The 12,404-nt window shown below is 48.5% G+C and carries 8 protein-coding genes; 1 reads left to right on the top strand and 7 read right to left on the bottom strand.

All coding sequences use genetic code 11. The features are described from left to right. Positions 1-215 precede the first annotated feature (215 nt). Positions 216-1,400, bottom strand: coding sequence for an LLM class flavin-dependent oxidoreductase (locus tag NSQ38_RS15580; RefSeq protein ID WP_339782800.1), 1,185 nt, complete (start codon positions 1,398-1,400; stop codon positions 216-218). A 512-nt stretch (positions 1,401-1,912) separates the two neighbouring features. On the opposite strand from NSQ38_RS15580, the gene NSQ38_RS15575 reads away from it, so the two are divergent. Then, a complete protein-coding gene (locus NSQ38_RS15575) occupies positions 1,913-2,785 on the top strand; it encodes an AraC family transcriptional regulator (protein ID WP_339782798.1) in 873 nt (290 codons plus the stop codon). A 366-nt stretch (positions 2,786-3,151) separates the two neighbouring features. Here the strand turns inward: NSQ38_RS15575 and NSQ38_RS15570 are convergent, their stop codons facing one another. The 6 genes from NSQ38_RS15570 to NSQ38_RS15545 form a co-directional block, all read right to left on the bottom strand. Beyond that, a complete protein-coding gene (locus NSQ38_RS15570; protein WP_339782796.1) occupies positions 3,152-4,075 on the bottom strand; it encodes a hypothetical protein in 924 nt (307 codons plus the stop codon). 8 nt (positions 4,076-4,083) lie between these two features. Further along, positions 4,084-5,451, bottom strand: coding sequence for a nucleotide sugar dehydrogenase (locus NSQ38_RS15565; RefSeq protein WP_091028694.1), 1,368 nt, complete (start codon positions 5,449-5,451; stop codon positions 4,084-4,086). 154 nt (positions 5,452-5,605) lie between these two features. Then, complete coding sequence (locus tag NSQ38_RS15560) at positions 5,606-6,409, bottom strand: response regulator (protein ID WP_339782795.1); 804 nt, start codon at positions 6,407-6,409, stop codon at positions 5,606-5,608. Between the two features lie 276 nt (positions 6,410-6,685). Continuing rightward, complete coding sequence (locus NSQ38_RS15555; RefSeq protein ID WP_338587840.1) at positions 6,686-8,086, bottom strand: glycosyltransferase; 1,401 nt, start codon at positions 8,084-8,086, stop codon at positions 6,686-6,688. Positions 8,087-8,108: 22 nt separating this feature from the next. Then, entirely contained in the window at positions 8,109-9,317 is a 1,209-nt protein-coding gene (locus tag NSQ38_RS15550) for a HEAT repeat domain-containing protein (protein WP_091018251.1), read from the bottom strand. 26 nt (positions 9,318-9,343) lie between these two features. Further along, the gene (locus NSQ38_RS15545) at positions 9,344-11,569 is read right to left on the bottom strand and encodes a hypothetical protein (protein WP_339782793.1); all 2,226 of its coding nucleotides are present in this window, start codon (positions 11,567-11,569) and stop codon (positions 9,344-9,346) included. Between the last annotated feature and the right edge of the window lie 835 nt (positions 11,570-12,404).

Raw genomic sequence — 12,404 nt, 5'->3', positions numbered from 1 at the left:
GAGGATGATTAATGTAAGTTGCACAAAAGTTTTTACACAGGGCACTCCGAGTGCAGTACCATCTTCCGATCGCTGTTATCCCCGGATTTCTTTGAATCATTTCTTTCAATGGTTAAAATCCGGGGATAAAGGCGAGCGCTCCGCTTCTTCAGATCGGTTCTGCCCTCTCCGTTAAAGTGTAAAAAAAGGGGCACTTACCTAGAGTTGGTAGTAACTTAGTTAGTAGTAACGGAATGCTGCTTCTGTCTTGTTTTCCATTTCTCGCGAATGATCGGCATCACAGTCCGACCGAAGATTTCGGCCTCTTCCAGATGCGGGTAACCCGAGAGAATGAAAGTCGTAACGCCGAGATCTCCATATTCCATCAAACGTTCTGCGACCTGTTCGGCTGTACCCACAATGAGGATCGCACCGCCGGAACGCACAACGGACAAGCCTGTCCACAGGTTGGGACCTACGACAAACTGCTGCTTCTCGGACAGTTCCCGTAACTCGTTTTGTCTGCGTTGGTTGGTTGCATCCGTTTCGGCAAAAGCGGCTTTGGCTTTCTCAATCGCTTCTGGTGGTACTTTGCTAATAATCTCCCAAGCTGCTGCCCATGCTTCTTCCTCGGTATCTCGAATGAGTACCTGAGCACGCATGCCGTAACGGAGCTGACGATCTTTTCCCGTTTCCTCTTTCACCTGCTGACGAATTACCTCAATCTCTTCGATCTGCTCCTGAATCCAGTCATGTGGCTCGCCCCACATGAGGAACGTATCCGCATGTTCAACAGCGACCTTCTTAGCAATCGGAGAGCTTCCTCCCAGATAGAATGGTGGATGCGGATTTTGCACCGTCTCCGGCATGCCTACCGGTCCTTTGAAGTTGTAATACTGACCGTTGAATTCAGGATTGGGATCACTGGGTGCATCTGCACCAGATTTTGAACCACTTCCGGCAAACTCCGTCAGGTTCAGTCCCGTCGATTGGGTCCATGAACGCTTCATGACTTCCATATACTCGCTCGCTCGTACATATCGTTCATCATGCGCATGTGCCAGTGGATCGCCGAGTTCCTCCAGATCTCGAACAGAACTGCCTGTCACCACATTGATCATGGCGCGACCACCAGAGAGCTGATCCAGTGCGGCTCCCATTCGTGCAGCGAGCACGGGTGTAACCAATCCCGGGCGAATGGCGACAAGGGGACGCAATGTCTTCGTGTGACTCATCACTGCTGAGCCGACCACCCACGCGTCCAGACAGGCTCCCCCTGTCGGAATCAGTACAAATTCGAATCCTGCCTTCTCAGCCGTCTGTGCCACATCGATCAGATAATCCAGACTCGGTTCCCGCTCCGGGGCAACCCCTACATACTTACCATCCCCTGCTGTTGGCAAAAACCATCCAAACTTCATATCTTCCTGTTCGCTCACAAAAGTCAATCCCTTCTATGAATAAATAAAGTCTCATGTTAAAAATAAGATCGCTGTTCTGCAACTTGGCCGTTACGGTTACGAATCGTTCTTACGATCACTGTTATCTCCAGATTTTTTGATTCCCTTTTCTAAGGGAAAATCCGGAGATAAAGGTGAACACTACGTTTCTTCAGAATCGATTTCGTCCCCTCCACTACGTTTGCACTCGTTTAAAACTTATTTTTAAAGTGTGCCTAATTTCTAATTCATTTTCAAAGTAAGCATCCAAATGCCGATTAATTAACTTGGTTTAATAGGTATTGACATCATATCAATTGATTTGTCTGTGATCAATGTCATTTCGCGGCAATTTCATTTTGTCATTTTGTGGTCTTTTCTCAGATTTAGGTCTTCCTGATCTTGAATATGTATAAAACCCACCTGTATAATAGGTTATAAGTGAAACTTTTAAAATCTACAAACGATACTTATACAATAAAGAGGTGTTCCTGATGACCGAGAGCATGAAGGAGGACCACCATGAGTTTTTGGATATTATTTTCTTCACTCCATCTGAATTCGAGAAAGCTGGTGGCGCCTGGCCGATTCGTATTGGCCGTAATATAGCCAAGACCAACTATCATATTGGCCCTCGTACCACACCTTATCATTATTTGCTGTTTGTGCTGGAGGGGGAAGGTACATTCATACAGAACGGACAGCATCATGCCCTTCGAGCCAGGGATGCGTTCTGTCTGTTTCCGCATGTTACCCATGAGTACTGGACGGACCCGGAGGACACGTTGCAGAAAATATTTATTGCATTTGATGGCGCACATGCATCGGAACTGCTTTCCCGAATTGGACTTACACCCGACTCACCGTACCGTTCAGGTGTACTGACCCCGGAGACAGCAAGTGCGATGCGCTCGTTCATGGAGGATGTTCGCAAACCGCAGGATGGAGCGAGCGATCTGGGACGACTCACCCGGTTTCTAACCCTCTTTGACCGCATAGCCCGTTCCCCGGCAACCAAAGGATTGCAACCGGATTCGGCCACACCTTGGCTTCAGAAAGGCAAGGAATACATGGACATTCATTTTGCAGGCGGCATCTCCGTGGAAGGTGTGTCCGCTCATGCGGGTGTGGATCGAACCCATTTTGCCAAACAGTTCCGCAAAGCCTATGGCCTGTCCCCTGTGCAATATATCCAACAATTGAAAATGAATCAGGCCAAACGCCTGCTGGTGCAGACGCCGCTAAGCTTAACTGAAGTGGCTCATTCCGTAGGTTACCCGGACTTGTTCTCCTTCTCCAAAGCGTTCAAAAAGCAAGTCGGTTTGCCGCCCAATCGCTATCGCACATCGGAGAGCACGAAAGAATGAGGGAGCGACCTTTCGCTCCCCAGCCTAAAATCCATGCTTCATGCACCACGCCTTGTGTACGGTTATGTACGATGTCTCCTTTACCAAATTGCAATGGACTCCTGAGATTCGTATCCTGTACATTATATTGCTGCTAAACGCATATATAAATTGAACTAAACATTTACACGAGAACGTAGAGGACAGAAATAACCTGAAGAAGTGGAGCTAAAAGCTTTCTGTGGCAAGTGTACATTTTCTTAGTTCAATTTATATAAATCCACCACCAAAAAAGACAAGCCCCATCTAACCGGGACTTGCCTTCTTTCTATACTACAGTCGTGACGCACGTACTCGAAACCAGGAACTTTTTATGTTGACGTGACGCTATTCCTTCTCCTCATTCTTGCGCGCAAGCGGAATACCGTTCTCTTTCGCATACCATGCTTCATAATGATGCACAGCCACACCTGCAAATGAAGAATGAGAGGAACCGAGATCAAACACCTTTGCCATCTCTTCATTCATATTGCTAACCGGTTTACGGAAAAAGGTCAGGTGATCCCCCTCGTGTGTATCCGCGAGTTCCGCTCCGATCCAGACTTTCTTGCCGAGATCATCGGCTTCGTCCAGTTCTTCCTTGGACAGATCATACATCTGCTGCCCACTATCCCGGTAAGCCATAATAGCTACCGCATCGAAGTGGGAAATGACCCAGCGACTGAATGTACCCTCACCTTCAGCCGACTGACGGGCATCAAGCCAGAACGGAATGGCAGCGCTCATGTACAGTCCGGCATCCTCGCCGGCTTTTGTCCAGGCCTTCATGTTGTTCTGCCACTCTGCAATGACGCTGCTCTCCTCGTTCTCCCAGCGCTTCAGCTGATACGGCTCCACATCCAGTTGAATGCCTTCGAAACGTTCATTCTTGGCCGAAGCTGCATTGTATGCTCGTACTCGCTCGATAAAAGCAAGTCCTTCATCCCGCTTCTCCTCATAGGCCCAGTCTGCATGACCGTTAAGTCCATGCACTTCAATCTCAGCCTGCCCTGCAGCCGCAATGAATTTGCGGTATGTTGCGTCAGGCACCTCATCCTGGATTTGCAGGAAGATGGTATCCACGCCCTGTTCTTTGGAAAAGGCAATAATCTCAGGCGTCTGTTCTGCAATAATGGACGCGTCCCACAGCCAGGTCGCTTTGTGTTCCTCCGCCTGGAACCATTTGAACATCCAGGACAGAAGCAGCAGGCACAACACCACAGCCAGAATGGCCCATTTCGCCATACCCACCAGTTTGCCCCGTTGCCTCATATATTTCCTCAGACGAGCAACGCTTCACTTGGTTCAAGCACAGGATGCTGTACCGAGTGACCAATCTTGTAGATATGCGGATGTGTGTACGAACGGAATGCATTACGTGTATCCAGAATCGGCACACCCATCTCGGCAATATCAAAGTAAGGCAAATCGCTGTGGTTGGTGATCAGCACGATGCAATCGTACTTCTTAAACTGTTCCAGATTGAACACTTCGCTGTGTACGGTCTCCCCATGCTTGTCCTGGAAGGAATCCGCATGTGGGTCGTAGTAGCTTACGTTAGCTCCACTTTCCTTGAACAGTTCATATACTTCCAGTCCTGGTGATTCACGCAGGTCGGCAATATTAGGCTTGTACGACATGCCGAGGAGCAGAATATTGGATTTACGTACGGATTTGGCGTATTCGTTCAGAATCGTTGACGTTTTGTTCAACACATAATATGGCATGTTGTCATTGGTAGATTGCGCCAGCTCAATGAATTTGCTATAGAAGCGGAAACCTTTAGCCTTCCATGACAGGTACATTGGATCAAGCGGAATGCAGTGTCCACCGATGCCTGGGCCTGGATAGAATGGCATGAAACCAAATGGTTTCGTCGCCGCTGCGTCAATAACTTCCCAGATATCGATTCCCATGCGGTCACACATCATCGCCATCTCATTTACAAAGGCAATGTTCACACTGCGGAAAGTGTTCTCCAGCAGTTTCGACATCTCAGCCACTTTTGGTGAAGATACCGGTACTACGGTTTCTACATATTTGCTATATAGCGCTGTTCCAAGTTTCAGGCAGGCTTCAGTCGTGCCCCCGATTACTTTCGGCGTATTAAATGTGGTGAAACGTCCGTTCGACGGATCCACACGTTCAGGCGAGAAGCAGAGGAAATAGTCTTTACCTGCTTCTTGTCCGATCTTGTCCAGCTGCTGCTGGATCAGTTCTTCGGTTGTACCTGGATAAGTGGTACTTTCCAAGGTAATCAGCATACCTGGTTTCATATGCAGTTTGATCTGATCTACAACGGTCTCGATGTAAGACGTATCCGGGTCCTGATTCTCACTAAGCGGTGTCGGTACGCAGATACTGAGTGCGTCGATCACGCGCAGCATACTGTAATCTGTCGTTGGCTGGAAACGACCGCTTTGCATTACTTTTTTCAACTCATCGGACGAAATATCGTGAATATAGGAATCTCCTTGATAGATACTTTCTACTTTGGACGCATCCAGATCAATTCCGATTACCGTGAAACCTTGATTGACCATTTCCACGGCAAGTGGAAGTCCTACGTAACCGAGCCCGACGACGCCGAGTACAGCTTCTTTATTTTCAATCGCATTCAGTAATGTGTGGAATTGTTGATTCTCCATGATATTCCCTCCGGGCAGTGTATTTGGTAGTGCTTAAAATCCATATAAATAGATGAGTGTCTGTGCTCTAAATGTTGCTCTAATCTATCTGATTCATAGTGTCAAAAAAGCTCTTTCTTTGAACTTCACACAATCAGTTGTTCCAAGCTGTCTTCTAATGCAGGCAGCGTCTGATTCGGGCATCCAGTTCTACAGGTGAGAACGGTTTGGTCATGTAATCATCCACTCCGCTGCGGAAGCATTGACTGATTGTCTGCTCAACACGTTGTTCGGTCAACACGACAATTTTGGGCGGCTGCTCCATCTCCAGGTTCTGAATATGATGGATGAACGGCAGACCGTCGATGCCATACAGATTCAGCTCGGTGAGCACCAGGTCTGGTGTAACCTTCTCGATCAACTCCAGTGCAGCCAGTCCATCGACGGCTTCATAGGTTTCGTATCCCTGCATCTTCAACCGCAATTGCAGGAATTCGCGTACTGTAGGATCGTTGTCCACAATCAAAATTCGTTCTGGCTCGTCCGCCGTATTGTCCAGCGTGTAGATATGAATTTCCGACGAATCTACGAGCTTCGAGGATTCAGCCATATGCTGAATGGTTGCCTTCGAAGGGCGCTCCCCTTCCGGGAAACTGGCCAGTGTAATCTGTGGATCGGCACCAGGTACGGTCTCTTGCAACTCATGTTTGATCCGAAGTCCTTCATAATGAACTTCATCCAGTGACAACCCTGGTAGCAGGACGGCTATCGCCTGAGTGGCCCCATCCTTCCACACCTGGAAGGATGTCCCGCTCGTCTGCTCCAGATGTGTCCTGACCTGCTGCTCAGGTTGAGAGTTTCCTGCACAATGGATGAACATTAAGCCGCATGTTTCGGCACCCGTTTCCTTCAATCCCTGTTCTACACTTCGGTACACATTAACGGCAGCCTCACGCTGCAATGTCGCCGTATTTGGCATGTTCTTTTCCACCCTTCTCCTCGATTATCTATATAAGTCCAAAAAATATTATTTACACTGACACTCCGATGACAGAACAGCCTTTCGATCACTGTTATCCCCAGATTTTTTGATTCCTTTATACAAGGGGAAATCCGGGGATAAAGGTATGCTTTCGATGCAGCTTTCTTTCAGAAAGCTTTTAGGTGCACGCTTCGCTTCTACAGGCTTTTTCTGCCCTCTCCGTTATCGTGTAAATGTCTAGTTGGACATATAATTGCTTTGATTATTCTTTAATCAAGCGGCTTCGCTTGTTTTCTTCTCATCCTCGGACCAGCTTTGCCGTGTCATGGTACCCCATGAGTTGTTGTTTTGCATGAACTGCACATGTCCCTGCAATCTCCACAGTACGCCCAGCTGATGGTAACCCACGAATTTCAGCGCGGAGTAGACGAGCATTTTGACCAGATCGGAGAGTTTGTTGTAACGCTTGAAAGCAATCTCCTCCAGGACAAGTGCGCCTACACTCAGCAGATAACCACTCACAAAGTTCAGCAGTCCGAACAGAACCAGAATCGGCCATTGTGTCATATCCAGAAGCACATATCCAGCGAGAGCCAGAAGTCCGGTAATCCGGAAATACGGGTTGAGTGCTTCAAAAAGGACGTTATATGGCATGGTCACCATACCCATAACCTTATATTTCGGATTGAACAGCATGCCCCGATTCTCCAGCATGTTCTTCAGGTTCCCACGGCCCCAGCGCTTGCGCTGACTGGACAAGATCCGGTAGGAATCCGGTGCCTGCGTCCAGCATACTGCCTCAGGGCAGAAGGCAACGCGGTACTTCAATTTGTTCTCCAGCATATAACGGTGGAGTTTGATGATGATGTTCATGTCTTCCCCAGGATAACCATCCCGGTATCCGCCTACGGCGATTACTGCGTCCTTGCGGAACATGCCGAAGGCACCAGAGACAATGATCAGACCGTTCATGTGACTCCAGCCAATCCGTCCACCCAGGAAGGCTTTGAGATATTCAATCGACTGGAACATGGGCCAGATCTTGCGTGGCAGTGATACATCTTGCACTGCCCCGTTTTCAATTTTGCAGCCATTGGCGATCCGTACATCTCCACCGATGGCTACCGTCTCTTCCGGATTCTCCATATACATGCGTGCCATGCGGATCAGGGCATCCTTCTCCAGCAAAGAATCGGCATCGATGGAAGAGATCAATGGATAATGGGACAGGTTGATCCCCGCATTGAGGGAATCGGCCTTACCGCCGTTTTCCTTGTCAATGACATACAGATCCGGGAACTCTGGATTGTGGTAGATCCCACGAATTTTCTGACAGGCGATCTTGCCCCGAATCTTCGTGTTGGGTACTGGCTTCAGACGATATTCTTCCAACAGGATATTCAGTGTCGCATCACTGGAGCCATCATTCACCACAATGACTTCATATGTTGGATAATTCAGCGTCATCAGGCAGTTCACATTTTCAATAATCGTCAGTTCCTCGTTGTATGCCGGTACCAGCAGAGAAACCGAAGGTACCAGTTCCGAGCCTGACAATGTATTGTATTTGGAATAGTGCGACCGCCGGAAGATCGTCCAGATGTTACGGAACGATAAAGCCAGAATGGAAAAGTAGAGCGTATTTACAAAAACAACATAGTAGATTGCGACCATGCCGTAGATTAATAGTAGATCCCTAAGCAGTGTAATCCCCTCCTACCGTAGCGACACCTGTGCGCTTCTTGCTGGTTCTGTTCTCTCGGACAGGGCCAAAATAACGATCGTACAGCAGTCTTTTTTTGTTATGTGCAATCATCTGCTCTACAGCTCTGTCATCGGTTCTCGTATGCTGCATGGTGCTCTCAATCTGCTGCATCGCAATCTCGCGCTCAGCAACTGTACCTTGCACCGCAGCCTGACACAGTGCTTCGAATCCCGGTTCACCGAGCTTGCTCAGACTCTCCGCACTGTTATATCGAACTCTCCAGTCCTCATCCCGCAGCGCTTTGCGCAGCAATGGAATACTGCCAGATGCATGCTTCGAACCAAGCGCTTGTACCACTTCGGCGCGAACTTCCGGATCGGGGTCCTGGATCAGCTTCAGAATGGTCTCATCCCGGAGTGCCGGACTTGCGCTAAGATACAGCTTCACCGCCTCGGCACGTACATCCTGATGCTCTGCGCCTACCAGTCTGTCCAGTGCAGGCATCACTTCAGGTACAGCCTGTCCCCACATGGCAACCAGTCCGACTTTGACAAAATCAGGATTCCGGTCTTCCAGCAATTCAATTAGAATTCTGCTCGTATCCAGACTCGTTTCGAGCAGAATATCGGCTGCCAGATGGTGAATGGACTTGCCTTTGGTTAACAGCAATGCCAGCATGTCTTTCAGTTCACCTTGCCGAGTCGTACATCTGGAGATGGATCGACCAATCATAATGGCCATCGGGCCCGGTTTCTCATCCTTCAGCAATTCCATCAAACCCGGAACAGCTTCGGGACAACGCATGCCACCCAAGCGATAAGCTGCATCAATCTGGCGACCATAACGCAGACGGCCCAGTTCCTTCAGATCATGCTCTACGAACCCTGCTTCACGGCACAGTGCGATTAATTTGTCGCGATACTCACCCTTGAACTGGTCGATCCATTCAATCAGCCTGTCCTGAATGACTCTGCGTTCCAGCGGAGCCAGCTTGCCTGGCGGCAATTTGAGTGGACTATTCTCGGTCAAAGCTGTTTGCAGATAGGTGAAGTAGTCACGCTGCTTCAATTCATAAAACGCCGTCTTGCGTCGTTTGCCATTGTGGGACATTTTCATGGCAAACAATACGATGACGCCTACAACAACAAGTGCGATACAGATGTACAAAAACAGATAGGCCAAAGCCAAACTTGGAAACATGTGAAAAGGTCCTCCTTTATACTTATTTATTCGATCTGAAAACTAGGAATTTTTTCATAGCTCTTCTTCATTTTTTCGTAGCTTATCTTCAGCCGTTCACTATACTGCACCTGCTCCCAAGGCTGCCAGCTATATACGGGCAATGTCTTCAGATCCAGGGTCGTCTGTTCACCCCCAGGCCAGGATACTTTCTTCGTGGCGCGGTCCGTTAACCACGGAATGAGGGTAATGCCTTCCACAGCAACTGTGGAGAACTCACGTCCATTCTTGAGCGGTCCATAGTCGATCGCTTGCAGCGAACTCGGATCACCGAACCCAAGCAGCATCCAGGGAATTCGCATCTCCACCTGATTGCCGTTATACTGCCATGCCGTTAATGAATCCGTATCGGGCTGACCGGGAGCCGTCGTTCCCCGCTTCAATGTTCCGACCTTTTCATTCATGAATGGATGAGCAGATCGGGTATCCGGCGGTGTCATTCTCAGGCTGACTGCCAGATTCCATGGGTGGAACGGATCTGCGGAATCGGACTGCTGATCTGGCAGCATGTCGTATCCTTCTCTGCCGTACAGACGCTGATTAAAGTCATAATCCTTAGCAATCTCCACCTGTGATTCTTCATCCTGCCCCAGTGTAATCACCGTCTCAAGACCATCACTGAGCGTCCGGCCCGGGAGTAACTTGTCAGGCTGACTGCCTCCAGCAAGTGTATCGGTCCCAATTCGTAGCACTGTCTTAGCCGGGTCAAACGGTTGATCCAAGGTCAGCCCAATATACAGATAGGCTTCATCATGGGTCATCTTCATTTCCTGAATGCCGTCCACTTGGCCCTGCCAGGTCGTGACCTCTTCATCCTTCAGATCATCCCAGTCATCCAGTGATCCGTCGATGGTCAACTGTTCCTGTTTACCGGGGTCCATGGCAAGCAGGCCAAACATCTTCTCGTTTGTCAGTACGTTCAGCCAATATGCACGGCGATCAGCCGGGATTTCCAGTGGCATCGTGTTCCATGTTTTTTTGAACCATTCATCCTGCCACATGAACACAATTGCTCCCGAGTACCCTTCATCATAGATATCCTGCGTCAGTGACGCGTCAATATCTCCCTGCTCTACTTCGTTATGTCCACCCTGATTCCGTCCGCCCATACCCAGATGGGAAATACCAAGAGAAGAGGGTACGCCATACTCTGTAATCATTACAGGCATATCGGAAAACTCGGCTTTCAGCTTGCGCAGATAACTTTTGTACGTATTGTACTCACCGTTCTCATCCTTGATCGTTTGGAGTGTTTTATCGATATGGAACAGATCCGGGTAATACGGGTACACATGGTAGGCTGCAAAATAACCTCCCTGCCATGCCTCCGGCTGAATATGTCGGGCATCTACACTGACGAGATCCTCTTCATACAGCGGCTCGCCGGGATGATCCAGCACATCGGTCGTTACCCAATTGGTGAAGGTCATCGGATGTTCCCATCCATACTTCTTCTCCAGGACCGCCGTATGATCCAGTAACTCTGCGAGCCAGTTCTCGAACGGTGACGCTTCTGGACTCGCCGAGAAATGAACTCCCTTGTACTGCGGTACGTCCGCATGTTTTGCGTTTGTGTTGTCTACCATCGCCGGGTCCCATTCCGTCCCCACATGCCAGGCCATCAGGTATTTTCCTGCATTCGTTTTGTATTTGCCGCTGGACTCTCCCTGCTTGGCAGGAATGTCCGCATCGCCATAGACAGCAGATACGGCCTTTTCAATCTCCTGCTTGAACGTCTGCTCAATATGGGCTGCATAGGCATCCTGTTTCTCAATCAACTCTTCTTCAGGTGACCATATGCCCTGTATAAAATATAACGGTTGCTCCCGGCCGCGGTTATATTCGACCAATGCGGAGTAGAAAATCGGTTCGTGAACCGTGTATACCCGGATTACATTGGCTCCCAGATCCTCGATCTGCTGGAACCACCGCAAGTAATCCTCTTTGGTCAGCGGGAATTCTCCCGGGTAATGCCCCGGTGAAGTTGCGCCCAGGTTGACACCTTTGACGAACATCTCCCTCCACGTTCCATCTGGCCCGTATTCCATGAACCGGTCTCCATCGGTCTTGAATTTCATCTCCGTGCCGTTCTCCGCTGTGTACGTAACGAGCTTGGGTTGCATATAGTGCCATCCGGCAAATATCCCACCGGTCACCACCACTGCTCCTGTCAACACCGTTAATAGCCAGCGTCTTCGTCTTTGTCTGCTCATGTCTTTAGATTGCTCACCTCTCTAATATGCATCCTGCTTCAACATCGAATGGTCCAACATGAAGTTTACGAATCTTTCCGCTTCGGATGTCCGCTTGGTAGAGATGTCAGCGGTGTAGTTCTCACTATAGCGCTAAGACTCTGCATTTGTAACTAGGCTGATGGAAGCAAACATGAAATGGAACATTCTGCCCATAATTCGTAAAAAGCGCCATCAACTAGCACCCGAAAGCCTTCAGGATACGTCTGATTCCCAAACACTAATATTTGCTGGAATCGCATGGATTAGATACCCTGCTGATCTTGCACTTCTGGAACCTTTATTGTTATGTGCAACGCGGGTACAGGCAACGTTTGCCGTTTGAACACATACCCCATTAAACGCGAGTTATATTTTAAAGTTGCGGACCATTTTACAGTATTAACCATAAAGATTACAAAATTGATACTATAGTCCGATAACGCATCAGCGATATTCCGCGTCACATCAAGGTTTTCTGAAAAATGCAGAAAATCAAAAAAGGACATCAGTCCCCCTCTATAGGACTGTGCCCATTTATAACCCTTTTACAAAAACCCAAATGAACGCCCGGTCATCACCCGGAAGTCATGGATCTCTCACATTAAATGTAAAAAAGCACATCTTATTTCCTAATTTCTGCCTCTAATATAGCTAACCCATAATTGTGTCCAATTTGCAAAATAATTCCGGTTGCCGCATTTCGAATTGTCGGATATGCTTATAAAACAAGAACACTTGTTCCATACTGTAAATAAACTGTTAATTATCGATGTTCAAATGAATATAATTGCTTCTTAACATAAGAGCTTAGCAT

Origin of the sequence: Paenibacillus sp. FSL R7-0313, assembly GCF_037969885.1 — a bacterium.
Lineage (GTDB): Bacteria > Bacillota > Bacilli > Paenibacillales > Paenibacillaceae > Paenibacillus.
Note: the sequence above shows the minus strand (reverse complement) of the source record. Positions and strands in the feature narration are given on the sequence as shown.

Coding starts and splice junctions, on each gene's coding strand:
- NSQ38_RS15580 (WP_339782800.1), bottom strand. CDS start 1,400: ATGAAGTTTGGATGGTTTTTGCCAACAGCAGGGGATGGTAAGTATGTA.
- NSQ38_RS15555 (WP_338587840.1), bottom strand. CDS start 8,086: ATGGTCGCAATCTACTATGTTGTTTTTGTAAATACGCTCTACTTTTCC.
- NSQ38_RS15565 (WP_091028694.1), bottom strand. CDS start 5,451: ATGGAGAATCAACAATTCCACACATTACTGAATGCGATTGAAAATAAA.
- NSQ38_RS15545 (WP_339782793.1), bottom strand. CDS start 11,569: ATGAGCAGACAAAGACGAAGACGCTGGCTATTAACGGTGTTGACAGGA.
- NSQ38_RS15570 (WP_339782796.1), bottom strand. CDS start 4,075: ATGAGGCAACGGGGCAAACTGGTGGGTATGGCGAAATGGGCCATTCTG.
- NSQ38_RS15575 (WP_339782798.1), top strand. CDS start 1,913: ATGACCGAGAGCATGAAGGAGGACCACCATGAGTTTTTGGATATTATT.
- NSQ38_RS15560 (WP_339782795.1), bottom strand. CDS start 6,409: ATGCCAAATACGGCGACATTGCAGCGTGAGGCTGCCGTTAATGTGTAC.
- NSQ38_RS15550 (WP_091018251.1), bottom strand. CDS start 9,317: ATGTTTCCAAGTTTGGCTTTGGCCTATCTGTTTTTGTACATCTGTATC.